The sequence below is a fragment of the Bordetella tumbae genome, from assembly GCF_054780995.1.
The window spans coordinates 46843-71569 of record NZ_BAAGVG010000009.1; the positions used below are offsets into that span (position 1 = coordinate 46843).

Consider the following 24727-nt stretch of genomic DNA (forward strand, 5'->3'; position numbering starts at 1 on the left):
GGGTTATACCAATGAGTAATCGGCGCGGGAGATCGGCGCCAGATGGTCTGTGAGCAGCCGTCCGTAGCCTGGGATCGCGTTAGACAGGCCCAGCAGGCGCAAGCATGCCCAGAAAGTGGCTTGATTGCTGGTGACGACAGGCTTGCCCAGTTCGTCTTCGATATGAGCGATCATATCAATCGTGGCCAAGTTGGTGCACGATAGAAAGATGGCGTCTGCATCCGCGCGATCGATGGCTCGGGCCAACTGGAACGTAGATTGTGGCGGAACACGCCCGATATCGCGCCTTTCTTCCTGCGTGTGGCCCAGATCCAGGCCTTGGATCGATACTACATCAAAGCCATATTGTTCCAGGAAATCGCGCTCGCGTTGATTGACGAAATCAATATAAGGCGTACCCACCGCGATGCGTTTGGCGCCTAGTGCACGTAATGCCGCCACTGCCGCGCCTGCGGTGGCGATGGCTGGGACGCCGACGCGCTCGCTCATCCCATCGCACAGTTCGTCCAATGAGCAGACAATCGAACCGGACGTGCACCCATAGGCCACGACGTCCACTTCGGCAGTCTTGATCAGATCGGCGGCTTCGAGCACGCCTTGTGCCATGCGGTCGTAGTTCTCTTGTGTGGCAGGACCTGCGTTGATGGCACGGCCCGTGTGGATTGTGACACCTTCGGGAGCCAGCCGGTAGAACTCGGGCTCGTTGATGGTGTTGGTCGATGGGACGATCAGCCCAATTTTCGCGCGCCAGCCATAGGGGCGGTATTGCGCGGTCGTTTTCATCAGCGTTTGAACGGGCATTATGCAGTCTCCTCGCGTGCTGCCAGGCGTTTCAAGCCGGCAGCCGCCGTGTTGAAAGTATTGAACAGGGCGTTGACATCGTTGCTGAACGGCATCCAGCGGATACCGCGGGCGATCCAACGCTCGGCGGCATTCAGGTCCTGGCAACTGAAACCCCAGGGAATGCCGTGTTGGCTGCATGTGGCAATGACATGTTCGACGGCCTCTTGGTACAGCGGGTGTTGCATATCACCCGGAATGCCAAGATCCTGGGTGAGATCATCGGGACCTATCATGATGGCGTCCAGGCCCCGTACTTGGCAGATACGGTCCAGATTGTCCAGCCCGACTCGCGTTTCCATCATGGCGACGGTGGCGGTGTTGGCGTTGATCTCCGCGGCCTGGGATAGGGGTGACGACAGTTTGATGTAGTCCGTGTGCGGTCCCCGCATGTTCAGAATGCGTTGTCCATCGGGATAGTATTTGGTGTAACGCAGAATCTGTTCGAGTTGCTCCGGCGTTTCGATATTGGGCAATAGCAGACCCATTGCCCCGGCATCCAGCGGGCGCGTGTAGTCATGAGAGTCCGACCCTGCGGGGCGCACGATGGGTACGATGCCTGCTTCGCGCGCTACCAGGCAGAGTGTCGCCACATCAGCGATCGAAAAGTCGCTGTGCTCCATTTCGATCAGTACGAAATCCAGGCCAGTCGTGGCGAGCAGTTTCATAAAGCGGGGGTGATGCACCATGGTCGCCCAGGTGCCAAATACAGGTTTGTTCTGAGTCCAAAGCTGCTTGAGTGGGTTTTGTTTCATGAGGCGGCGGCTTCCGAGGTAAAGGACATGGTGCTGAATTTGAGTGCGGCCTCGCTCATATACTGAACGGTCGCATTCCAGATGGCGTGTCCGACGCCGGCGCTGGCATGGGTGGGGTCGCCCTGAGTGCCGATGGGAGCGTAGTCGCTGATGTCGCTGAATACCGCAAAACTCGATTTGCCCAACGACACTTTGCCGCTGCTGACGGTCTTGACGTCAGCGGTAAAGGGGCGCAGTGATTCTGTGGCCCGTGCGCGGTCCATAAAAACCAGCTCAGGAAATTTGGCCAATGCCACGGAGGTCACCATTTCAGAGGCATGGCCGCTGGGCGAGCGTTTCGTCTGAAGGCTGTCGCCAGCCACATCGCGCATGATCGAGAACACATCGATCAGGCCGCCAACCGCGTCGTATTTGCGACGCAGATGGCGGCAAACACTCTCGATCGGTCCCAGCGAGCCCGCGTGGATATTGATGAAAAAGAAATGGCGAAACCCCTGGCCGGCCAAGGCATCGCACATGTCTTTTAAATAGGATTCGATCGTGTGCATTTCCACCGACAAGGTGCCGGGGTAGTCCAGAAACATGGCCGAATAATTGACGGGAACGATGGGCGTTACCGCCAAGCCCGTATGCTCACCGATCTCGGTCGCAATGGATTCGCAGATGCGCAATTCGGTGCCTGTAGCCAGATGGCTGCCGTATTGCTCAACGGCTCCGACAGGGATCAAGACGGTATCGCGTTCTGCCAGATAGGCTCGGATGTCATCGTAGGGGTGTTGATCTGTTCGCATAATGCAGGGCCTGTTTGTGTGTGCTAGAAAAAAAGAGAGCTGTTCACTGTTGCCACGGCTTCACCGTCCACAGCTCGCGTAACTGCCGATCGACGGCTTTCAGACTGGCGATGTAGTCGTCGCGTTTGAGATAGCGCAGGGGTTGAAAAGAAGCCTTGGCGCGGCTGAGATAGGTTTGATCGTGATTGCATTCGTCCACGGCCCGGCTCAGATCGGCGATCACCTCGGCCGGCATACCGCGTGGTCCCGCCAATCCACGCATCGAGCCGCCAATGACCTCATATCCTGCGTCGTGAAACGTGGGGATGTCTGGTGCCTGCTCGGCCCGTTTGTCACCCATCACGCCTACAATGCGCCAGGGTTTGCCGTTGGCAAATGTGATGGCTTCACCCAGGTTGGCCATTGTGCTGTCAACGACTTTGCCTAGCAGTGCCACACTGGCGGGAGCGGCTCCTTGGAATGGCACGGGAGAAAGTTGAATACCCGCTGCATGTTCAAGCGAGAGCGCGGAGATATGTCCCGCGGAGCCGACGCCTTGTGTGCCAACGGTGATTTCACCGGGTTTGGCTTTGGCTGCGGCGATCAAGTCCTGGATCGAATGGATGGGACTGTCTGCATGGACACTGATCGTGCCGGGGTCTTCAACCAGGTTGGCAATAAAGTCGAAACTCTCTAGCGTATAGGCCGTTTTGCGTTCGATAGGCAGGCTGATCACGCCAGGAGTATTGACCAGACCGATTGTGTAGCCGTCGGGCTCGGCTCGGGCCAAAGCCGTCAGGCCGATATCACCCGAAGCGCCCGGTTTGTTGAGGACGACAATGCGAGCCGAATCGAGCTTGGTTTCCATGCAGGCGGCAATCGTGCGGGCCGTTTGATCCGAACCCGCGCCAGCCGGAAACGGCACGATGAGATTGATGGGATGAGCGGGGTAGGCTGCCGAACACAGTGAGGGCAGGGCAAGCAGGGCGCAGCAGAGGACTTGTTTCATGGTATGGGACTCCAAGGGATTCAGCGGTTCCATGGGGATGTTTTCCACAGGGCCTGGAATTGCGTCTGCTGTTCCTGCAGTGCCCTGTTGTACTCGTCTCCGGGAATCACCCTGATGTCTTGCTCTGCCTTGCGTGCGTCCTCGATGAATAAAGGATCGTTGGCAGCTTTTGTTATTAATGCGGCGACTTGATGTTGACGTTGTGCCGTGATGGCAGCAGGTGCACCGATGCCGCGCAGTGAGCCGGCTTGTAACGCGTAGCCGGCTTCTGCCAGCGTCGGCACGTCGGGAGCCGTGGTGGATCGCGTCGCTTTCATGACGCCTAACGTGCGCCAGCGCGAACCTTGAGAAAAGGCCAACGCTTCACTGAGATTCGCGGCTGCAATATCAATGTGTTTGCTAAGCAGCGCGGTGCGTACGTCGGCGGTCCCTTTGAATGGGACATGGCGTAGCTTGATGCCAGCGGCCTGTTCGAGCATAAGCATGGCGATATGCCCGGCCGAGCCTATGCCTGCTGTCCCATATGTCAGGCCCTCCGGATTGCGTTTGGCGGCCTCTACTAGGTCGGAAATGGAGAGGATAGGCCGATCGGCATGTACGCTGAATGTCGCGGGGTCATCGACCAGATTGGCGATGAGGGCGAACGAAGTCAGATCGAATTGGGCTTGCCGTTCGATGGGGATGGTCAGCACATTGGGTGTGTTGATGATGCCTAATGTGTAGCCATCGGGCTCGGATCTGGCTACATAGCTCATCCCGATTTCGCCACCTGCGCCAGGCTTGTTCAACACTGTTACGGGTTGACCTGATTGCCGCTCCAATGCACGGGCAAAAAGACGAGCGGTCAGGTCGGTGCCGCCCGCCGCGGTGAACGGCACCACCAGCGTGATGGGTTTATGTGGAAAGTCCTGAGCAAATGCCGGTGAGCACGCGATCACGCTATGGATCGCGAGCAGCCCGGATAAGACGCAAAAGCGGTGCATGGCCCCTCCGGATAGGAAGAAAGTGAAAGTGGATTACTTACACTCAGGCCATGATCAGCCCGGCGATGGCGCCGGGATCTTTGTACGAAGACCTCTTTCGAAAAAGCGGATATGCATCATGATTAAAACCCCTTGTGATTTTTTAAGCTTTTGAATTCAAACAAAAACTTTTGCCTTGTCCGTATTCTTCGACACGTCAGGCGTGGTAGGCATCAACGGAAATTGAACCATTTCGTCTAGCCTGGAGAAGATGGTATATATAGATCGAGTAATTGAAAAACTCTATTTTTTTGTGTGATTCACAAATATTATTTGTGTACCTATGTTGAAAGAGCTTCGCACACTGGTGGCCGTCGCCAAGCACGGCAGTATCACGGCCGCTGCACAGCACATCGGCTTGACTCAGGCCGCTGCCAGCGCGCAGATCCAGCGCCTGGAAGAGTCTTTGCAGACATCGCTGTTTGATCGCAGAGGACGCCAAGTGAAGCTCAATGCTGCCGGTGCCGACGCTGTGGCGCGAGCGACCCAGATACTGCATCTTTATGACGAGCTATGCGATCAGTCCCAACGCACGGCGCTGCGTGGGCATTTGCGATTGGGGGCGATTCAGAGCATGCAGCGTCAATACCTGCCTCGCATCATTCAGGCATTGGTCGGTGAGTACCCTGATGTCAGTACACATCTGGAGCTGGGAGGCTCGATGCCGCTGTTAACCCTGGTCGATCACGGCAAGCTCGATGCTGCGATCGTGGTAAAGCCTTTCTTCGCTTTGCCACCAGAGTTGAAATGGGTACCTTTACTGCAGGAACCATTCAAAGTGATCTGCCCAGCGAATGTCGCGGGCGATGATTGGCGGCAGATTCTAAAAACATTGCCCTTTATCCGTTATGACAGCGCGTCCTTTGGCGGACGGGTCGTCGATCGTTTTTTGCAGAGCCAGCGTCTGGTGCCTAAATACCAGGTGGAGTCACAGGATGTAGACGCCATTCTTGAAATGGTGGCGTCTGGGCTGGGCGCCGCGCTGGTGCCGATAAAGGACGTGGGGCGTCATCAAGCATCCGTTCGCGTTCTCGATCTGGGAGAGCACCAACTGCATCGTGAGGTTGGTGTCGTTCATCCGGCCAACCAACGGCAGGCGCAACTCGTGGCGCAATTTGTGCGCATCACCTGCGAACAGATTCGCGAATCGGCGTTCGTGCATCCATTGTTGGAGTGAAATCGACTGTGAGGTCGCTGAGATCAAGTGGGCGTTGATGTAGACAATGCCCATACGCTGTCTGGACGCCCACGCATCGCGCGCCGCGCTGTCATGCGTGCCAGCCAAGCCCATGCAACCGAGGCCAATAGTGCCGTCGCATCCACGCCCAACGGAGCCACAGTGCCGTATGCCCACCAACCCAGCGATGGCATTGCCCACGCCACCAGCGACGTGAGCGGAATGGCGAGCGTACTCAACGACGCCAGCCACAGCAGGTGCACGCTGGCGCGAGCCGCGCCGACGTAAAAACTCCAGGCGATGCAGGCAAAGAACGCCACGTAATAGACGGCCATATGCCATGCGGCCAGATCGGCGACGATGCCGTGCAGCCATTTGCCTGCGGCCACACTCAGGGATATGCCGCATACACAACCCAGACAGACGCCAATGGTGGCGGCTGCCATTCCCCGCGTCGGCTTCGTTTGCACCGGCATGGGTTGTCCCTTGCGTTGGGCTTTGCGCCGCGATTCGATCCAAAGCAGATTCCCCGAGTAAAACAGGAACGCACCCGCCAGGCCCAGTACGAAGTACAGCCAACGCACTGGCGTGCCGCCAAAATTGGCAAAGTGCAGAGTAAAGAAACTGGTCAGGGTGACTGCCGCTGGGGATTGTTGGCCGGGCAATAATTCGGTATCCAGAATGTTTCCCGAATACGGATCGACTCTGACGAGTCCTCCTTGATCCGATCGCGCGATGTCTTTGTCGTCAAAGCCCCAGATGCGCACGGTGGCTCGAGGGCCCGTGACCTGGGTGTATTGCATTGTCTTGGGCACAAAATCGGGGGCGATGGCCTTGACCTTTGCCAGCAGCGCCGCGGGCGGCAGCATGTCCGCGGGATTGCGCGGTACGGGTTTGGCCTGTACGTCCGGTTGGGCTGGGGGTGCAGGCCCACGCCAGATGGATTCGAGTTTGCCGCCATGAATCATCGGGTCCTGGATCGCGAAAATATCGTCGTGAAAGGCGAACACGATCGAGGTCAACGCCATAATGATGTGAAAAGGCAGACTGGCCAGGCCGATCAGGTTGTGCGCATCGAGCCACATGCGCTTCAGATTCGGCCCGATGTGCAGGGCGAACAGACTCTTGGCCAGCGTGGGCAGCAGCACAATGAGGCCCGAGACCAGTGCGATCGCATAGAGTGCGGCGATGACGCCCATGACGCGGCGATAGGGATCGATATCCTCGGGCAGCCCGACGACGCGATGCAGCGTATCGATAAATTCAGGCAGAGCCGAGGGCGTATGTTGTTCGACCACGACGCGATCGTTTGCGAGGCGCGCGGCAAAGTGCTGTGCATTGGCTTGCCCGTCGTGGCCGGAGGGCAGGGCTCCCGCAGAGAGTTCTCGCCAGGAAAGCGGGGCAGGGACGTTTTCGCTGGCCTGCAGATACAGCATGAACTCGCGGCTGGCTTGCGGACGTTCCTGTAATACTTGCTCGATCAGTCGAGGGGCATCAGCCAGTGTGGCGGATTCGAGACCAGGCGAGGGCGGCGATACCCAACGCGCGATGGGCTCTTTGAATACCGTCAGTGCGCCAGCATAAAACGCAATGAACAGCGCCATGCCGGAAATGATGCCGGTCCAGGTATGCAGGCTCTTGTAAAGGCGAACGATGTCGGGACGAACCATGGATGAACTGTGTTGCGATGTCAGGGCGTGGATACGGTGGACGTGGTCATGTGGCCGGCCATGTCAGGGCGTCGGGGCAGCGGACGTCGTCGCGTACCGCACCACGTCAGGCGCATAGAGCAGCGCATAGGCCAACAGCGTGGCCGCGCCCAGCCACAGCCAGGTGCGCAGGCCATTGCGAAATAAATAGCACAGACTGAGTACGCCCATCCAGACGGGCGGCACGATCCACATCGCAAATTGGGCGGCGATCATGGGTGTGGCCGACGACAGACGCATGACGGCGCCGCCGGCCGCGAGCGCGAGCGCCAATCCCAGCACCGTGCCGGCAATGGTTTTAGAGACCCAGTCTCGTTGTATTTTTGCGGGACGCTCAGTCATGCGTGTCGTCATCTTGCCGATGAGTCTGGCGGGCTCGCCAGACAGGGCCGATCGCGGGGATCAGGCTAAAGGTCAGCATCAGCAGCGTCGCAATGACAAAAACAGATGCCACTGGCCGCATGGCTTGCCACGCGGCCCAGAATGATGCGGCGATGAGCGCCAACCCAAGCCAGCCACAACCTGCCGGCAGGCGGCGCCCCTCGCGCCATTCCTGATTGGGATGACGGAGTACGACGCAGATCGTGCCGAGGGTTCCCAATAGGAGAGCGAGTGCCAGCATGATCAGAACGCGATGGTGGCCGACAGGCGGAAGGTCCGAGGCGCCGACAGCATGGCAAAATTATCGTTGAAGACGCCCGACCAATAGTCGTGATCAAACACGTTGTCGACATAGGCGCGGAACGTGACGGGCGTGTTCTGGATTCTGGTGGCGTAGGCCGCACCGACGTCAAAGCGATACCAGGCGGGCAGTTTGATGGTGTTGGTCGAGTTCAGATATTGTTCGCCCACGCGTGTCACACGGCCATTCAGGCTCAAGCCTTGTACGGGAGTGCGCCATTCTGCGCCCAGCGTGATGGCGGTCTTCGGCACACCGTAGACCGTATTGCCTTGCAGGGCCTCGGTGTTGCGATGGTAGCGGGCATCGGTGTAGGTGAAACCGCCCAGCAGCGAAACGGTGTCCGTCAGTTGGCCGGAGAAACTCCACTCGAAACCCTGGTTACGCTGCTCTCCGTCCACGCTCTGCGTGTTGGTGTCGGCGTTCGTGACGACCGACGGCTGCTCGATGCGGAATAGACTGAAGGTGTTCAGCATACTGTCCGAACGGATCTTGAGGCCGATTTCGCCTTGCTTGGTGCGATAGGGTGAAAACTGTTCGCCTGCATTGGCATAGCCCGTACCGACGGTAGCGCCAGGAGAGAGGCCTTCGATGTAGTTCGCGTAGAGCGCCACATCGTCGCCCCAGGGTTTATAGACGACGCCGAAAGCCGGGGTGATCGTTGATTTTTTGCTGTCCGAGACTTTCTGCTCGACGCTTTGATAGCGTGCGCCCAGTGTGACCAGCAGCTTGTCGTCGAATATCCCCATCGTGTCAGCCAGCGCGACACCTTTGTAAACGTTGTCGGTGTTGAGGGCGGCGCCGTTGGGGCCTACCGGGACATCGGGTGAGACCGGGTCGTAGATATTCTGCGCCCAGCCAGTGTTGGCGGTGTTGGACAACCAGTATTTATAGGTCATTTGGTTCAGCGCCATGGTGACCTTGTGCGAGACGGGGCCGGTTTGCAACTGTGTTTTCAGGCCGAGCTCTGCCGTGCGCGTGTGCGTGATGCTATTGATGTTGTAGACGTACCCCGTGGCGTCGCCGTCCTCGTTGTTCACGACAACGCGTGTGCCGAACTGCAAGCCGTTCGCTACGGTGTTGGCGGCGCCAAAGGCGGCATAGGCGCTGGTCTTATCGTTGAATTGATATTCGCCTCGCATCAAGAAACCCGAGGTCCGCGAGTAACCGCGCGTGCCGCGGAACATATTCGTGCTGGAGTCAGGCGGACTGACCAGGTAGCCCAGTTTGGCCATGGAATACTGCGCGGGGCTGCCGTTCTCGATGTCCTCGCGGTTGGAATACGCATCCAGTTGCAGATTGAAGTCGTCGCCTTGATAGTCCAGCGCCAGCGCGCCTAGCGTGCGGCCTTTCTTTTGGCCGGATACGCCAGTCTCGCCGTTGCCATAGACCCCGTTGAATCGGATGCCCCATCGGTCATCGTCACCGAACCGCCGGCCCAGGTCGACCTGTTGCTGAAAGTACGATTTCGATGAGTACGTGGTGGTGAATTCGGTAATGGGCTTGCTGCCGGCGCGTTTGGTCACCAGATTGATCATGCCGCCGACGCCGCCGCTAGGCGAAATGCCGCCCAGCATGGCGTTGGGGCCGTTCAGGACTTCGACGCGCTCGATGAACTCCATGGGCACGTGGCTGATGGGCAATATGCCGTACATGCCGTTCAGGCCGATATCCGTTGCCGTGACGCCAAAACCGCGAATGGTGAAGTTCTCGATCAGATGCCCGCCGTTGGTCGTGTACTGCACCGACGGATCGTTCAGCAGCACATCGCCCAGGCTCATGGCAATCTGGTCTTGGGCCAACTCGGATGTATACGACTTGACGCTGAAGGCCGCATCCATGACGTTGGCGTTGCCCAGTATCCCGAGCCGCGCGCCTGTGGCGGTCTTGCCGCCAGGTGCGACCGCAGGCAGGTTGTTATCGCTTTCGCTCGTGCCAGTGACTTTGACGTCTGGCAGCGTCACCGTCGCCTCCGTGGCGTTTTGAGATTGGGCCGTGGCAGACAGATGGGCGCCCATCATGGCAAGGGCGGACAAGCAGGCAAGCGTGGTGACGCGTCGGTTCGGGAGGCGGGGTGTCATCGGAAAAATGGGATGCGAGGGCGTGGATCCTCCTGCCGCATTGTTGGGGACGGTACGATCGGCTGGCAGGGAGGATATAAAGCCCTTGAATTCTAAACAAGAATCAATCTTATAATCGAATTTTAAAAAATTCTTTCTTCTATGCGATTTTGTGTCAATATTGACAGTTAGCTGAAAAAGTGAGGCTGGGCGCATGCCGTCCAGAGGGCTGGTGACACGCCATCAGCGCAAGACTCGCATATCAAATATGACTACAGAACAGATTCACATCGCCGGGCGTATTGGGGCGGCTTTGCTGGGCGGCTATGTCTTTACCTGGGGTGGGATCGCCCTGGGCGTGGCAGGCCTGTTTGCGGCAGGGATGGAGTTTCACGATGCCGAACACCTGTGCAACATCTTGGGATTCCTGGTGTTCCTGGTGGTTTTTTTATGGGCGTTTGCCGCTCGCAGCATGCCGCGCGTGTGGCTGGTGCTATTAGGCGGAGGCGGGCTGATGACGGCATCGGCTTCTTTGATTCAGCACATGTTGGTCTGAACCGACGAAAATTAAAAAGAGATCGGAGCCTCTATGTTCCAGAATTTACGCCTCAGTATGGCTTGGTTGCACACCTGGTTCGGCCTTGTGCTCGGGTTTGTGTTGATGATTGTGTTCTTCTTTGGCGCCTTGTCGGTATTTGACCGCGAGATCGATCGGTGGGCGATCCCGTCCTCGCGTTTCGAGGCGCAGCCCATGCCGTCGTTTGATCAGGTGCTCAAGCCCGTTTTCGAAACGATGCAGCCCTCGGCCGAACGGATCGATCAACTGCGCAACAAGGTCAATGGCCCGGTTCCCACGCACTTTACGACGCCGTCAGTCTGGGGCGCGTACACCACGCATCGGGATCCCGTGCTGGGGTTGTTTGTCGGCTATGAAGTGCCCAATGCCAAAGAGCACGATACGCGTGTGTTTGCGCTGCGTACGATTGATCCCCGTTCCGGAGTGTCTCTGCCGGACGACAGGCTCAAGATAGGCAGCAGCTTTTTCTATCCTATGCACTACAGCCTGACGTTTTATTGGAAGAATGTCGGCTATTGGATCGTAGGGTTGGCGGCACTGATCATGTTAGCGGCCCTGGTCAGCGGTGTGATCATGCATCGCAAGCTGTTTCGGGAGCTGTTCACTTTCCGGCCCAACAAGAACAAACAGCGCAGCCTGCTCGATCTGCACAATCTCACCGGCGTGGTGGCGTTGCCGTTCCATTTCTTCTTTGCCTTTACCGGCCTGGTGATATTTGCGGGGATTTATTTTCCCATCACGCATACGCAGCTGGAGCCGTTGCACGAGCTGCACGAGCGTCTGGATGCCGAGGAAACGGGATTGCCGCATGACCGGGCCGGCGTTGCTGCGCCGATGGCTTCTGTCGATGCGATGGTCGTCGAGGCGCAACGCCGCTGGGCAGAAAAGGGCATGGCCGGAGAGGTCGGGTTCCTGGCGATGCGGCACGTCGGTGACGCGAATGGCTACGTCAGTGTTTACCGCGCCGGCACGGATCGTATCGCCTTGACCGGCGAGGGGATTCACTTCAAGGCGTCCACGGGTGAGCTGTTGCGCGAGGATCCGCCAAGCAGTGCGGTCGATAGCGTGAACGAGTTTCTGACTGGTCTGCATTTGCAGCACTTCCGTCATTGGCTATTGCGATGGCTGTATGTGTTGGGCGGGCTGATGGGATGCGTGTGCATCGCCACGGGCTTTTTATTCTTTGTCGAAAAACGCAAACGGCAACACGCCAAGCAGGGCAGTCAAGGGGCGCGCGTGGTAGACGCGTTGGCGGTGACCACCGTGACAGGCATGGTGGTCGCGACCTTGGGGATTTTGATTGCCAATCGATTGCTGCCTGATTCCATGGGAGCGGGCTGGCCGGAACGGCAGGCGATGGAACGCTATATTTTCTGGGGTGTCTGGGCGTTCGCCATGGTGCATGCGTTTTGGCGGTCGGGGCCGGTCGCGCAGGGACGGTTGAATCCGGCGTGGCGCGAGCAATGCCTGGCGGTGGCCGGTTTGGCCGTCGTCGCGGTGTTGCTCAATTGGGCCACGACGGGCGATCACTTGCTGCGTACGCTGGGTGCGGGCTACTGGCCGGTGGCGGGAGTGGACCTGTTCATGTTGGCGGGTGCAGTCGTCGCTTTATTTGCCGCTCGCAAACTGAAGCAGCGCGCGCAACGGGTGCCCGTGTTGCAGCCTGAGTCCTCGGGGCCTGCCCATGCCTGATAGCTTGGTGTTGTTGTTTGCCTTTGTGCTCGCCCTTGCCGGGATGGGGTGGCTGGCATTGGCGATGGAGGCGCACTGGGAGCAAGTCTATGGCGAGGTTGCATGCTCGCCGGCATTAGGGCGACGGCTCCGGTGGCTGGGCGGACTATCCCTGCTAGGGGCTTTGATGCTGTGTCTGGCGGTGGATCACGCGACGATGGCGGCGCTGGTGTGGTTTATGACCTTGGCTGCTGCGGCGCTGGTCGTCGCCTTTATGCTGTCGTGGCGCGCGCGTTGGTTGGCGGTATTGCTACCGGGAATTCGTACCGAGCTGAACTAGACGCGAGCGGGCTCGGGTTGCCCTGAGCTCGCTCGCTCACGCTGTGCGTTTAGCAGCGTTGTTCGTTCAGCTTGTTGATTAGATTGTTGAAATCCTGGGTAAAGCTCTGCGCGTCCATTTGCATCGGGCCCATGAGCATGCCTTGGCCGCGCTGGTAGTCTCCGCGAGCGGCGTGCGCAATCGCGTTGCGGCCGCTGCTCAGAAAGCTGTTCATCGCCATCGTCACGCTGGAGCAGCCACCGGGCTTGGCTTCGGTCACTTTCTTGTTCCAGCCGTCCACCATCTCAGCGGTCTTGTTCAGGCTTTCCTTGAGAGCGTCCGTGGCTTTCTGTTCGCCCTTGGTTTCAAAGAAGGCGTCCGAACGATTGGCGGCCTCCTTGGCGTACACGATCAGGCCGGCGCGGTAATACTCGATAGTGTCTTTGGGAGCCTTTTCAAAGGCCGCGCGCGTGTTGATTTCATCACGCTTGGCGATCGCCTCAAAGAACGCGTTCTGGGTCTTGGCGACCTCGGTGAGCGCGGCGACAAATTCCGCTTCTTTTTCCTGAGCTTTTTTGCTGTCATCGGCCAGATAGCCTTTTGATTCCGCGTAGTTGCTCAGCTCGGCATTGATAGGCTCGAGCTTGGCCAAGGCTTCTTTCAGCGGCTTTCCAGTTGCGTCGAGCTCGGGCAAGTTGCCGGGCAGGGCCAGGGCCTTGTCCAGCTCCTCGCGCGTGGCTTTGATGTTATAGGTGCTGACCACAGAATAATTGGTCAGAGGCTTTTTATTCTTGATATCGTCCGCGTAGTATTTCAAGTGATCAGCGAGATCCTTGGCAAACGAATTGCCGTTGGCCGCGTCGATGAACGCGTTGTACTTGATGATGTCCTGTTGCTCCGCGGACACCTGCGCAGCTTCGGGTTGTTGGGCGGCCTGTTTGTTGTCGTCATTGCAGCCGCTCAGAATCAGCGTGCCCGCAACAACGAGGGCAGCAAACAGGGGTTTCATTTGAAAAGACATATAGACTCCAACACAGTTGCCGGCCTGACGGCAAGCTGCGTCATTTAACGTAGTGGTGGAACAAGACAACCGTCGTATTCAGATTTTCGTCAGGAACATTGACGCATCGCGGCGCACAGGCGAGAGACCCGCGCAAGAGACTGATGAGGAAACATCAGACAGAGAGAGAACGGTGCTGACAGGGCAATGCCACTATTCATGACACCGGGCCGGCCATGCGCAATCGGATGGCCATTTACTGCTGCGAAAAAAATATGCATATCGACGGTCAGGCTTAACATCGCCTAAAGGCGCTTTTGTCAGCCTATGAGGCAGGCGGGAGTGTACGCCTTAAATAGGGATGGATCAGCTGCATGACAACAAAAGAACCGTAAAGATACGTTTAGTTATTCGTGTGCATCAAATTGATGCATATGCGCAGGCATGGCGAAAAAAATCTGGATATGATTCGGCGCGATGCGCACGTTCAATGCCGCGTTCTCATTTATCCAAGGAAAAGAAGATGTTCCCCTCTCGCATATTTTCGGCTTTCTTCATGGCGGTATTCGCTCTGGCCTTGACGGCATGCTCCGGTGGCAAGCCCGAGTCGACAGTAGAAACTTTTTACGAGGCCGCCGCAAAGGGTGATGTAGAAAAAGCCACACAGCAAATCTCATTTTCGAGCGTTCCCGCCGCGCAGATGATGGCTGCCAAAGGAAAAGTGCAAATGATCGTCGGCGAGATGCAGGCACGCATCCAGGCGAACGACGGTTTGGACAGCGTAGAGACCCTGGAATCGAAGATCAACGAAGAGGGAAAACTGGCCACCGTCCGCTCCAAGGTCAAATTCAAGAACGGCAAGGAACAGACTGAAAACCATCGCCTGATCAAAGAAGACGACAGCTGGAAAATCCTGTTGAAATGATTTCGGTCCGTCTACATCGGCTAGCCGCGCTATGTCTCGGCGGCTGCCTGATACTGACACAAGCCTATGCAGATCAAGTGGTATTGCCCGACGCGGCGCAGCCAGGCGATCTGATTTTTCGCGAAGGCACCGAGCCCGTCAGCGATGCCGTCATGGCAGTAGACGGCGGTCCATTCAGTCATGTGGGAATGCTGATCGGCCAGCCGGGCGATTGGCATGTGCTGCACGCAACCCCCTCCGAGGTACCGGGCCGGCCAGACGGCGTCGTGTCCGATACCTTGGCGTTCTTCGTCGACCCCAAGCGCTCAAAACGCTATGCCATCTATCACGTGGACGCCGATGCGACGCATCGCACCCAAGCAGTCCAAGACGCGCAGACCATGTTGGGCAAACCCTTTCGCGTGGCAGACCCGACCGGAACGTACTGCACAGTTTTAGTGTGGAATGCCTGGCGCCAAGCCGGCATAGATCTCGACGTGCCCTTCACCCAATTGAATTTGCCATTACTGAACGGCGAATACCTATTGCCCAGTTCATTGCTAGCATCAAAGAAACTACATCCACTCACACCCCAGCCCCAGCCCAAGGCCCAGGCGAAGCCATCATCCGCTATGTGAGCACAACGCCAGCCAGGGGCTGCCTTGTACAGGCGGTGCCGGCCCGTTGAGTCCGCCGAGCCAGTCTCATCAGGCGGGGGGAAGTCGGCTGGGCATGTTTGAGCGAAGCGAGTTTGCCCAGCCGCCCCGCCTGATGAGGCTGGCGAAGGGCAGTCTGGCCGCGCAGGCGGCCAGACCGGACGATAGGGCCGGCACCGCCTGTACAAGGCAGCCCCTGGTGCTTAAGAACCATATGCTTGCTTGCAAGACGCATAACACGCATGATGAACACGCCCTCTACTCGAGAGAGAGGGCGTAAAACTCCACCAGCCAAGAACTCTGGAGAGGAGCCGTCCATACAGCAACGACCCCTTCCGCCACCATCAATCAAGCGCCGACAGGCCTACCGTCTTCACGACGCACAACAATGGTAGCCGAGCGTGCATCACCACCCTCTGCGCGCACCGTATTCCACACCCCACCCGGGTGCTGAATATTGATGAAGAACGCCGTCAGATCAGGCGAATACGCAATACCGGTAATTTCGCAATCTGCCGGCCCGACGAGGAAGCGTTTCGATTCGCCAGTTTCCTGATCGATGTAATACATCGAGTTATTGCCGAACCCCGTCGCGCCTGAGTCAGTCTGCACCCACAGGCGGCCTTGAGGATCCACACGGATGCCATCCGGGCTGGAGAACGTATCGCCATTGATATTGCCGGTGACATTTGCAGCCTCACCTGCAGACGCATCAAAGCCAGCCAGCAACAACAGATCCCATTGGAACGTCGTAGCCAGCGGAGAATCACCGGTTTCTTTCCAGCGAACGATGTGACCGTGCCGGTTTTCAGTGCGGGGGTTGGCGGCGCTAGTGCGCTTGCGGCTGCTGTTGTTCGTCAGCGTGCAATAGAGCGTCTTGTCTACACCGACAGTGATCCATTCCGGACGATCCATCAGCGTAGCGCCTGCCACGCGTGCGGCAGCCTTCGTGTTGATCAGGACATCAGCCTGAGTCTTGAAATCGATCAGCGACGATTCGGGCAGCGTGCCCACGGCGACCTGGGTGTAATTGCCCGGATCGACAGCGCCAACCGTCAGATTGTTTTTGCCGACCGTCAACTCGATCCAGTTGCCCGAGCCATCATCGTTGAAACGAGCCGCGTACAACGTGCCCTCATCCAGCAGGCCGAGGTTGTTGGCACGGTTGGCCGGATCATAGGCTTTGCTGGGGATGAACTTATAAATGCAGCCCGGCGTACCATCATCGCCCATGTAGAACGCGACACGATTGTTCTCGTCCAGCATATAGGCGGTGTTTTCGTGATCGAAACGGCCCATGGCGGTGCGCTTGACCGCCGTCGAACTTGGGGTATAAGGATCGATCTCCACCACCCAGCCATAGCCTTCTTCTGCCTGCGTCGGATCCCAGTAGTTATCGGTCGTTTCTTCGCAGGTCAGGTACGTGCCCCAGGGGGTGGGACCGCTGGCGCAGTTGTTCAAAGTGCCGACCACAGTCGAACCCACGGCCGAGGCGGCGGGACCGCTGACGCTGTAAACGGTGTTGCCGCTATAGCGCTTGTTGTAGCTCGAGTTGGTGTTGACCGACCATTTGCCGTCATCGGAACGCGTGAGCTCGATGACCGACACGCCAACGTTGGACAGGTTGGTCTGAGTCTCGTTGGTGCTCAGGTCCAGAGTCTCGCTGTCGACGTTTTCGTGATTCAGAACCAGCAGGCCGCCCTTGTTGGGGTCTACGCCGTCCAGCGGATAGAAGTGCATGCCGTCGTGCTGGCCGCCCGATTGCTTCTCGGTGGTCGGGTACGACTGGGGCGTGCCGGTGTAGCCGATCGAGCCGATTTCGCACTTGTCGCCGGCCGAATACAGGATTTCTACCACATAGCCTTGCGGCACCGTGACGGTGTCGGCGGTGATCAGATCATCCAGCGGGGTAAAGGTGACCGAGTAGTCGGGGCCGGGAGGGGGCGTCGAGCCGCCGTCGTCACCGCCGCTGGAGTCGTCATCATCGTCATCACTGCCGCTGCCACAGGCCGTCAGCGTTGCGCCAAATACGGAAAGCAACGACAGGCCGATACTGTTTCTCAAAAGCGTGCGACGGGCGGGGTTGGCCGCTACGATGTCCTCGAGCATTTGGCCCGGAACGGTGATTTCTCCGCGAGCCTCACGGCTGGGAGCACGCAATTTATCTGTCAAATATGACATGTAGACCTCGTTGGGTGTTAATCGTTTTCAGGAAAACGTCAGAGAGCGGACGAGAGACTACGGAGTCTGTATGACGGGGATATGGCGAAAGACAAAAAACATCGTATTTCGACATTTTTTGGGTAAGGGTAGTCCCTTAAGGGTAATTGCTGGCCTAGCCTGGCTTGCCCTAATGCGCGTTATTACTTGTTTGTCATCATTGCCGGACTTGGCCGATGATGAGGCCGGAGCAATGTGGCGCAGACCGCGCGGCACATCGCCAGAACCCTTTCATCCGTACATGGGTAATACATGAGCGACACGAATTTGGCTTGCAGGGCAGGGGTCGACATCGGTGGGACATTCACCGATGTGGCGTTGGAATACCAAGGGCGGCTGTATACCGCCAAGGTGCTGACCGATTATGAAAAGCCCGAGCGGGCCATTGTGCGGGGCCTGCAGCTGGCGATAGAACAAGCAGGGATTGCGCCTGCGGCGATTCAGTCCATCGTACATGGTACGACGCTGGCGACCAATGCGCTGATCGAGCGCCGTGGGGCCAAGACGGCATTTATTACGAGCGACGGGTTTCGCGATGTCATCGAAATGCGCAACGAAGGCCGTTTCGAACAGTATGACCTGACGATTCAGTTGCCCGCGCCGTTGATCCCGCGCTGCGATCGTTTTCCGCTCAAGGGGCGTCTGGATGCGTCCGGGCGTGAACTGGTGCCTCTCGATATCGAAGGCCTGGACCGCATTATCGATGAGATTCGCGACGGCGGCTTTACCAGCGTGGCTGTCGGGTTGATGCACAGCTATCGCAATGGCGACCATGAGCGTCTAGTGCGTGACCGTCTGCGGCGTGCTCTACCCGATGTGTCGGTATCGATCTCGTGTGAGGTATCGCCCCAAATTCGCGAGTTCGAACGGTTCAACACGGTCTGCGCGAATGCTTATGTCAAGCCGTTGATGTCGTCATACCTGAATCGCCTGGCCCAGGCCTTGGCGGTCGAGGGAATGGCATGCCCGCTTTATATGATTCACTCGGGCGGCGGCTTGATGTCATTGGCGAGTGCCGCGGAGTTTCCGGTGCGCTTGCTGGAATCCGGCCCCGCGGGCGGAGCGATCTACGCTAGCCACGTCGCCGCGAAATACGGGTTGGATCGCGTCTTGTCGTTCGATATGGGCGGAACGACTGCCAAGATTTGCTTGATTGAAGACTTGCATCCCAAGACTGCGCGTACGTTCGAAGTGGCGCGGACCTATCGATTCAAGAAGGGCAGCGGTATGCCGATTTCGATCCCGGTGATCGAAATGGTGGAGATCGGTGCGGGTGGCGGTTCGATCGCGCATGTCGACGATTTGAAGCAGGTCCGGGTCGGCCCGGAAAGCGCGGGATCTGAGCCGGGGCCTGCCTGCTATGGCCGAGGCGGCGAGCGTCCGACAGTGACGGATGCGGACCTGGTATTGGCAAAGCTGGACGCCAAACGGTTTGCGGGCGGCTCGATTACCTTGGACGAGCAGGCATCGCGCCAGGCATTGCAAACCCATATCGCGGATCCGCTGCAGAGCGTGAACGTGCAAGCCGCCTATGCGGTGGCCGAGATGGTGGACGAGAACATGTCCAACGCCGCGCGCATGCACGCGGTCGAGAGCGGCCGTGATTTGAGCGAATACACGATGATCGCCTATGGCGGTGCCGCGCCGCTGCATGCAGTGAGGCTGTGCGAAAAGCTCGGGATGGAACGTCTGCTCGTGCCGCCGGGCGCAGGCGTCGGGTCGGCCATTGGTTTTCTGCGCGCGCCTTTTGGCTATGAGTCGCTGCGCAGCGCGGTCATGCGTTTGAGTCAGTTCGATGCCGGCATTGTGAACGGCATGATTGACGAGATGAATGATGAAGTCGCGAGCTTCCTGCGGGAAACGGGACATGGCGAGGATGCCGTCCGCGAATTGCGGGCGTATATGCGCTATGCCGGCCAGGGCTGGGAAATCCCGGTGGATGCACCCGCGGGGGTGTTGAACGATGCCAGCCTTGAAGTCTTGCGCGCGAATTTCGTCAAGGCCTATACGCAACTGTTTGGCCACGAGGTGGCCGGGCTGGACGTCGAAGTGGTGAGTTGGGCGCTGTCTCTGCGCACCGAAACGGAAATGCCCCCGCGCATCGAGCCGAGCACGGGCGACAGTGCGGGATCGCGTGAACAATATCCGCCGATTGATAGGCGTAACGTGTTTGACGCCAAATCCGGCGATTTCCATGATTGCGCGATCTATGACCGGGCCAGCTTGCCGCGTGCCGTGCGGCTGGATGGGCCGTTGATTGTGACGGAAAAAGAGACCTCGACCTATGTCAGCCCGGACTACAGCTTGATCCTGCAACAGGACGATAGCTTACTCATCCAACGTCAACATAAACAAGGGGTGTGACATGAGCACCAACATCAAAGTCCGCGAACAAATCATGTGGAATCGCCTGATCTCGGTGGTCGAAGAGCAGGCTGCGACCTTGGTTCGCACGGCGTTCTGCACCAGCGTGCGCGAGGCGGGTGATCTGTCGGCAGGCGTGTTCGACGCGCAGGGGCGCATGATTGCGCAGGCCGTGACCGGCACGCCGGGGCACGTCAATTCCATGGCGGATTCCGTCGGGCATTTCGTGGCCAAGTTCGGCGAGAATGGCCTGGTGCCGGGTGACGTCCTGGTGACTAACGACCCGTGGATGGGAACCGGGCATTTGCACGATATCACCATGGTGACGCCGGTCTACCGCCAGCCCACGGCCGATGCGGCGACTCGCCTGATTGGTTTTTTCGCCTCTACGGCCCACGTGGTGGATATCGGCGGGCGCGGCTTTGGCCCCGATGCCGGCGACGTGTACGAAGAAGGTATACGCATCCCGTTGATGAAGTTCTACAAGGGCGGCGTGCTGAATGAGGATCTGGTCGAGATCTTGCGCAATAACGTGCGCGAGCGGGATCAGGTCGTCGGGGATTTTCATTCGCTGGTCGCTTGCAACGACACGGGCCGCCGCCGTCTGGAAGCTATGCTGGATGAGTTCGGGTTGCCCGATCTGACAGAATTGGCGGCGTTTATTTTCGAGCACAGCGAGCGCGCCACGCGTGACTACATTGCGGCGCTGCCCCAGGGCAAGCACAGCTACGAAATGCGAGTCGATGGTTACGAGAGCCCGATTGATCTGCGGGTGACGGTGCAGCCGCAGGGCGGCACCATGTACGCGGATTTTGCGGGGACCTCGGGTACGAGCCGCTACGGTATCAACGTGCCGCTGACGTATACCAAGGCCTATGCATGTTATGCCTTGAAGTGCGCCATCGCCCCAGAGATCCCGAATAACTGGGCGTCGCTGCGTCCGTTCGAAATCACTGCGCCGGCGGGTTGCATTTTGAATGCGCCGTTCCCCGCTCCGGTGGCAGTGCGGCACGTGCTGGGGCATCTGATTCCCGATGTGGTGTTGGGAGCCTTGCAGAGCTATCGCCCGGATTTGATTCCCGCCGAGGGGGCCAGCGCATTGTGGAACCTGCAGATGCGGTTTCAGGGCGCGCGTGAGCATAACCGCGAATCGCGTCACGAGATGCTGATTTTCAATACGGGCGGCACAGGGGCTCGACCCAATAGTGATGGGTTGAGTACGACGGCTTTCCCGAGCGGTGTGCACACCATGTCCTCGGAGGTGACGGAGAGCATCGGCCCGATCGTCGTATGGCGCAAGGAACTGCTGCCGGATTCGGGGGGTGCAGGACGTTGGCGCGGCGGCCTGGGGCAGCGTATCGAGATCGGCGCTCACGAGGGATACCAGTTCACGTTGAATGCGATGTTTGATCGCGTGGCTTTTCCGGCGCGCGGCCATCATGGCGGCAGCAACGGCGGAGCGGGCAAGGTCGGGCGGGATGACGGCACGGTGTTGCGCGCCAAGGGCAGCCAGTTGATTGCAGAAGGGCAGCGGCTGGTGCTGGACTTGCCGGGTGGCGGCGGTTTTGGTGCGCCGGCTGAGCGGCCTGCCGAATTGGTCAAGCGCGATGTGCAATACGGCTATATCAGCGAGGCTGAGGCGCGTCGCGATTATCCACACGCGTTTGATTGATCGCAAGGCGGTGCTGCCGGTGTCTGTGCAGATACCGGCAGTGTTCATTCAATATCAATGCATGATGGGGAAAAAATGAATACCAATGCAATCAGCGCTGGCCGTCCCGTATCAGGGGGATTTTCCGACCAGGACGTGCAAGACACTGCGGGCGTGGCACCGCGTAAAGTCGGCAAGAAAGAGTTGAACCGTGTCGTGCTGGCCTCTGTCGTGGGCAGTTTTGTCGAATGGTTCGAGTTTTCTGTCTATGGTTATCTGGCCGCAATCCTGGGCAAAGTGTTTTTCCCTTCCAGCGAGCCGGGAATGCAATTGATCGCCTCATTGGCGGCGTTTGCGGTTGCATTTTTTGCACGGCCTTTCGGTGGTTTTCTGTTTGGGCCGATTGGCGATCGCTATGGCCGCAAGAACGTACTGACGGTCACGATCCTGATGATGGCGCTGGCGACATGCGCCATTGGCTTGATCCCATCGCACGATACGATCGGTATTGCCGCGCCTATATTGCTGGTGGTGATGCGCTTGCTGCAAGGCATCTCGGCGGGAGGCGAGGGCAGCGGCGCTGCGATTTTCGTAGCGGAGTATTGCTCTGACAAGCATCGCACGGCGGTGACGAGCTGGGTCGAGGTGGGGTGCATCAGCGGCTTTGCGTTTGGCGCCATCATCACGACGATTTTGACCAGTCTGTTCACAGCGGATCAGATCAATGATTGGGCCTGGCGCGTGCCGTTCCTGTTGGCATTGCCCTTGGGGGCGATTGGCCTGTATATCCGCAACCATCTGGAGGAAACGCCGACTTTTCAAGCGGTGCGGGAAAGCAAGGCCGCGCCTCCCAAGGTCAGCTGGCGGCATTTGTTTGAAACGCATAGAGGCCCGCTGTTGCAGTCTTGCGGCTTGATCATTGTCACCAACATCACTTTGTACACGGTGGTGACATATATCCCGACGTACTTGATCAGCACCTTGACGATGGCGCCTGCCCAAGGGTTCATGCTGTCGCTCGGACCGCAGATTTTCCTGATTGTGATGATCCCGGTCATGGGATGGCTGGCCGATCGCATCACGCGCAAAGCGACGATGCTGGCAGGCAGCGTGGCGATCCTGGTGTTGGCGATTCCGTGCTTCAGCATGTTGTCGACGGGGGGGTATCTCGAGAAACTGGCCGCCTTGATGGTGATGAATCTGTGCCTGGCTGCCATGCTGGGATGCATCTTTGCCGCCGTGCCCGCGTTATTCGCGCCTCATGTGCGTTTTACGGGAATGGCGATCAGCTACAACGTGTCGGTCGCGTTGTTCGCAGGTACTGCGCCGATGTTGAATGCGTGGCTGATTCAGCGTACGGGCAACCCGATGATGCCGGCCTACTATTTGATGCTGGGGGCCTTGGTGGGTGTAGTGGCGTTGTTGTATAGCCGTGATCGTACCGGCGAACCCATGCATGGGGATGTGGCGCGTCCGCACTGAACATGCAGGGGTGATGCCCCTGTCGTAGTGATAACGCACGGAAGATGTCGGTTTTTTCGCGAGGCTCTCAGCGCTGCGCGGCGTTCGACGCGCTGGAAACCTGGCGACACGTTGAGGGATAGCCCACGATGTCTTCTGTGCAAACGTATTCCAACAACCATGCGGTGAACTGCTTGAGCAACGGCGAATGCTTGCGATCAGGTTTGATCAGCAGCGTGAAGCGAGGCGTTTTTTCTGCGGAAAGTTGTTTGAGCAGATCGATGCCATAGGGCGCCACGAGCCGGCCCGCGGCGATTTCTCTGACGGCATCGGCATAGGAGATGAACCCCACGCCCAGGCCCGCGAGGATGGCCTCCATCATTGCAGCGTGGGTGTGCAGCAGCATGACCCGTTGCGAGGCGCGTTCCTTGACCTCTAGCAGGTCCAGGGTGTCGTCCCAGAGCGAGTTGGCCACCAAGGACGTGACTACGCTGTGTTTGAGCAAGTCCGCGGGGGTGTTCAACGGGATCCGTTCCAGCAGGCCGGGCGTGGCGACCAGTACTTTCAAGTCATCGATCAGCGGCGTCTCGATATAGTCGGCGTTGCCGCCGTAATCCCAGTGAATGGCCGCATCCATCCCACGGTCGTCGAGCTCGATCAAGTCCACGCCCACCGCCATACGAAAATCGATGCCAGGAAACAGGGCGGTGAATTGGCCCAGCCGGGGTACCAGGAATTCCGTCGCAAAATACGGGCTGACATACAGATATAACTGTTGTGCCGTGCGCGAGGTCTGGACGGCGCTGATGCCTTGAGAGAACCGATCGAGGCCATCGCGCACGTGGTCATACAACGTATGCGCGGCTTGTGTCGGGGTGAGGCTGCGAATATTGCGTTGGAACAGGGTTTGTTCCAAATGGGCTTCGAGTTGCTTGAGCTGTTGGCTGACGGCTTGCGGGGTGAGACACAGCTCTTCTGCGGCCTGACGTATCGAGCCCCGGCGCATGATGGCCTCGAAGATACGTAAGGTATTTAAAGGAGGAAGGCGATAACGCATGGTCGCGGATGGGACGCTCGATGGAGTGCGATACGGAATGAAAGACGTCCCGCTATCACCAGATCACGTGGAAACCCTCAATCGTAATCCTTTCTGAAGCAGGTCTTGGATCGGCAAGTATTTCTGGTTCGGGTTCGCTGGCGCTCGGTGATTTCCGAGGGAGGACCTGCGCGTTTCCTGCATGCGCAATCGGCAGAGGCTCAGGCATTGCAGTTGCTGACAAACACATCAATAATGAGTTGCAGAGTGCGCCGCCGGTGTCGTGGGGCGATTCTCCATGACGGGCGGTGTCCAGCGATTGGCGCGCCGTCACGTGGTGACAGAAGCGTGGGACCTTTTCTCTAGGAGGTACAGCAATGTCCAATAGCCATATCTACAAGCAGATCGAATTGGTGGGATCGTCTACGAAGTCTTCGGACGATGCCATTGCGCAGGCGATCGCTCGCGCATCGGAAACGTTGCGCAACCTGGACTGGTTCGAAGTCACGGAAGTGCGTGGCCATATCAAGGATGGCAAAGTCGCGCACTGGCAAGTGAGCCTGAAGATCGGGATGCGTCTGGAACAAGAGCCCTGACGCGGCGGTGGCGCAGCGATTCCCGATTGCTGCGCATTTTTTCACCATGCATCGTAAGTGATTGCGGTGTAAGGACTTTCTTTGCTTGTCCGAAAACTGTTCAGTGGTTTGTCCACACTAGACGGGGATAAACCCAAGGTGTGTGGATAGTTCAGACGCGAGTGGGTGTGCCAAACATCGCGGACCCGGAAATTTTTCGCTTCGGGATACGGTTTGTCCACTGGTCGGCGTCAAAAGCCGGATAGAAGCGC

22 protein-coding genes are annotated in these 24727 nt (G+C 58.4%); 10 read left to right on the forward strand and 12 right to left on the reverse strand.

Annotated features, from left to right (window positions below; all coding sequences use genetic code 11):
• Nucleotides 1-3: 3 nt before the first annotated feature.
• Genes ACYVI2_RS06735 through ACYVI2_RS06755 form a run of 5 tightly spaced genes read right to left on the reverse strand, consistent with a single transcriptional unit; the run spans nt 4 to nt 4357 of the window.
• Nucleotides 4-801, reverse strand: a complete 798-nt coding sequence (locus ACYVI2_RS06735) for a maleate cis-trans isomerase family protein (RefSeq protein ID WP_094837462.1) — start codon at nt 799-801, stop codon at nt 4-6.
• Nucleotides 801-1595 carry an HpcH/HpaI aldolase family protein gene (locus ACYVI2_RS06740; protein ID WP_415820517.1) on the reverse strand — a complete coding sequence of 265 codons (795 nt, stop codon included), beginning with the start codon at nt 1593-1595 and terminating at the stop codon, nt 801-803. Before ACYVI2_RS06740 ends, ACYVI2_RS06735 begins: the two co-directional genes overlap by 1 nt.
• On the reverse strand, nt 1592-2386 hold the full coding sequence (locus ACYVI2_RS06745) for a creatininase family protein (RefSeq protein ID WP_415820516.1): 795 nt from the start codon (nt 2384-2386) through the stop codon (nt 1592-1594). The genes ACYVI2_RS06740 and ACYVI2_RS06745 overlap by 4 nt, the downstream gene beginning before the upstream one ends.
• 43 nt (nt 2387-2429) lie before the next feature.
• Nucleotides 2430-3374: a tripartite tricarboxylate transporter substrate binding protein gene (locus ACYVI2_RS06750; RefSeq protein WP_415820515.1), complete on the reverse strand. Its 945-nt coding sequence runs from the start codon at nt 3372-3374 to the stop codon at nt 2430-2432.
• A gap of 20 nt (nt 3375-3394) precedes the next feature.
• Complete coding sequence (locus ACYVI2_RS06755; protein WP_415820513.1) at nt 3395-4357, reverse strand: tripartite tricarboxylate transporter substrate binding protein; 963 nt, start codon at nt 4355-4357, stop codon at nt 3395-3397.
• 322 nt (nt 4358-4679) lie between these two features.
• Between ACYVI2_RS06755 and ACYVI2_RS06760 the strand changes: the two genes are divergently transcribed.
• A complete protein-coding gene (locus ACYVI2_RS06760; RefSeq protein ID WP_415820512.1) occupies nt 4680-5573 on the forward strand; it encodes a LysR family transcriptional regulator in 894 nt (297 codons plus the stop codon).
• Nucleotides 5574-5596: 23 nt separating this feature from the next.
• Here ACYVI2_RS06760 and ACYVI2_RS06765 read toward each other — a convergent pair whose 3' ends face one another.
• The 4 genes from ACYVI2_RS06765 to ACYVI2_RS06780 form a co-directional block, all read right to left on the reverse strand.
• Nucleotides 5597-7243: a PepSY-associated TM helix domain-containing protein gene (locus ACYVI2_RS06765; protein ID WP_415820511.1), complete on the reverse strand. Its 1647-nt coding sequence runs from the start codon at nt 7241-7243 to the stop codon at nt 5597-5599.
• A gap of 63 nt (nt 7244-7306) precedes the next feature.
• Nucleotides 7307-7624, reverse strand: a complete 318-nt coding sequence (locus ACYVI2_RS06770; RefSeq protein WP_415820510.1) for a hypothetical protein — start codon at nt 7622-7624, stop codon at nt 7307-7309.
• Nucleotides 7617-7904 carry a hypothetical protein gene (locus ACYVI2_RS06775; RefSeq protein WP_415820509.1) on the reverse strand — a complete coding sequence of 96 codons (288 nt, stop codon included), beginning with the start codon at nt 7902-7904 and terminating at the stop codon, nt 7617-7619. Before ACYVI2_RS06775 ends, ACYVI2_RS06770 begins: the two co-directional genes overlap by 8 nt.
• A 2-nt stretch (nt 7905-7906) precedes the next feature.
• The gene (locus ACYVI2_RS06780) at nt 7907-9925 is read right to left on the reverse strand and encodes a TonB-dependent receptor (protein ID WP_415820508.1); all 2019 of its coding nucleotides are present in this window, start codon (nt 9923-9925) and stop codon (nt 7907-7909) included.
• Between the two features lie 364 nt (nt 9926-10289).
• On the opposite strand from ACYVI2_RS06780, the gene ACYVI2_RS06785 reads away from it, so the two are divergent.
• Genes ACYVI2_RS06785 through ACYVI2_RS06795 form a run of 3 tightly spaced genes read left to right on the forward strand, consistent with a single transcriptional unit; the run spans nt 10290 to nt 12609 of the window.
• Nucleotides 10290-10577, forward strand: coding sequence for an iron uptake protein (locus ACYVI2_RS06785; protein WP_094822418.1), 288 nt, complete (start codon nt 10290-10292; stop codon nt 10575-10577).
• Nucleotides 10578-10610: 33 nt separating this feature from the next.
• Complete coding sequence (locus ACYVI2_RS06790) at nt 10611-12290, forward strand: PepSY-associated TM helix domain-containing protein (protein ID WP_415820507.1); 1680 nt, start codon at nt 10611-10613, stop codon at nt 12288-12290.
• Nucleotides 12283-12609 (forward strand): DUF3325 domain-containing protein, encoded by a 327-nt coding sequence (locus tag ACYVI2_RS06795; protein ID WP_415820506.1) that lies wholly within the window; start codon nt 12283-12285, stop codon nt 12607-12609. Before ACYVI2_RS06790 ends, ACYVI2_RS06795 begins: the two co-directional genes overlap by 8 nt.
• A gap of 49 nt (nt 12610-12658) precedes the next feature.
• Here the strand turns inward: ACYVI2_RS06795 and ACYVI2_RS06800 are convergent, their stop codons facing one another.
• Nucleotides 12659-13609, reverse strand: coding sequence for a DUF3829 domain-containing protein (locus ACYVI2_RS06800; RefSeq protein ID WP_415820505.1), 951 nt, complete (start codon nt 13607-13609; stop codon nt 12659-12661).
• Nucleotides 13610-13949: 340 nt separating this feature from the next.
• Between ACYVI2_RS06800 and ACYVI2_RS06805 the strand changes: the two genes are divergently transcribed.
• Together ACYVI2_RS06805 and ACYVI2_RS06810 are read left to right on the forward strand one after the other, a co-directional pair.
• On the forward strand, nt 13950-14513 hold the full coding sequence (locus tag ACYVI2_RS06805) for a DUF4878 domain-containing protein (protein ID WP_415820504.1): 564 nt from the start codon (nt 13950-13952) through the stop codon (nt 14511-14513).
• The gene (locus ACYVI2_RS06810) at nt 14510-15130 is read left to right on the forward strand and encodes a YiiX/YebB-like N1pC/P60 family cysteine hydrolase (protein WP_415820503.1); all 621 of its coding nucleotides are present in this window, start codon (nt 14510-14512) and stop codon (nt 15128-15130) included. The genes ACYVI2_RS06805 and ACYVI2_RS06810 overlap by 4 nt, the downstream gene beginning before the upstream one ends.
• A 366-nt stretch (nt 15131-15496) precedes the next feature.
• On the opposite strand, the gene ACYVI2_RS06815 is transcribed toward ACYVI2_RS06810, so the two are convergent.
• Nucleotides 15497-17329: a PhoX family protein gene (locus ACYVI2_RS06815; RefSeq protein WP_415820502.1), complete on the reverse strand. Its 1833-nt coding sequence runs from the start codon at nt 17327-17329 to the stop codon at nt 15497-15499.
• 291 nt (nt 17330-17620) lie between these two features.
• Between ACYVI2_RS06815 and ACYVI2_RS06820 the strand changes: the two genes are divergently transcribed.
• The 3 genes from ACYVI2_RS06820 (at nt 17621) to ACYVI2_RS06830 (ending at nt 22865) form a co-directional block, all read left to right on the forward strand.
• Complete coding sequence (locus ACYVI2_RS06820; RefSeq protein WP_415820501.1) at nt 17621-19732, forward strand: hydantoinase/oxoprolinase family protein; 2112 nt, start codon at nt 17621-17623, stop codon at nt 19730-19732.
• Nucleotide 19733: 1 nt separating this feature from the next.
• Complete coding sequence (locus tag ACYVI2_RS06825; protein ID WP_415820500.1) at nt 19734-21404, forward strand: hydantoinase B/oxoprolinase family protein; 1671 nt, start codon at nt 19734-19736, stop codon at nt 21402-21404.
• A 75-nt stretch (nt 21405-21479) separates the two neighbouring features.
• The gene (locus tag ACYVI2_RS06830) at nt 21480-22865 is read left to right on the forward strand and encodes an MFS transporter (protein ID WP_415820499.1); all 1386 of its coding nucleotides are present in this window, start codon (nt 21480-21482) and stop codon (nt 22863-22865) included.
• A 67-nt stretch (nt 22866-22932) separates the two neighbouring features.
• Here the strand turns inward: ACYVI2_RS06830 and ACYVI2_RS06835 are convergent, their stop codons facing one another.
• Entirely contained in the window at nt 22933-23901 is a 969-nt protein-coding gene (locus tag ACYVI2_RS06835; RefSeq protein ID WP_415820497.1) for a LysR substrate-binding domain-containing protein, read from the reverse strand.
• A 356-nt stretch (nt 23902-24257) separates the two neighbouring features.
• On the opposite strand from ACYVI2_RS06835, the gene ACYVI2_RS06840 reads away from it, so the two are divergent.
• Nucleotides 24258-24476, forward strand: a complete 219-nt coding sequence (locus tag ACYVI2_RS06840) for a dodecin (RefSeq protein ID WP_415820496.1) — start codon at nt 24258-24260, stop codon at nt 24474-24476.
• Nucleotides 24477-24727 lie beyond the last annotated feature (251 nt).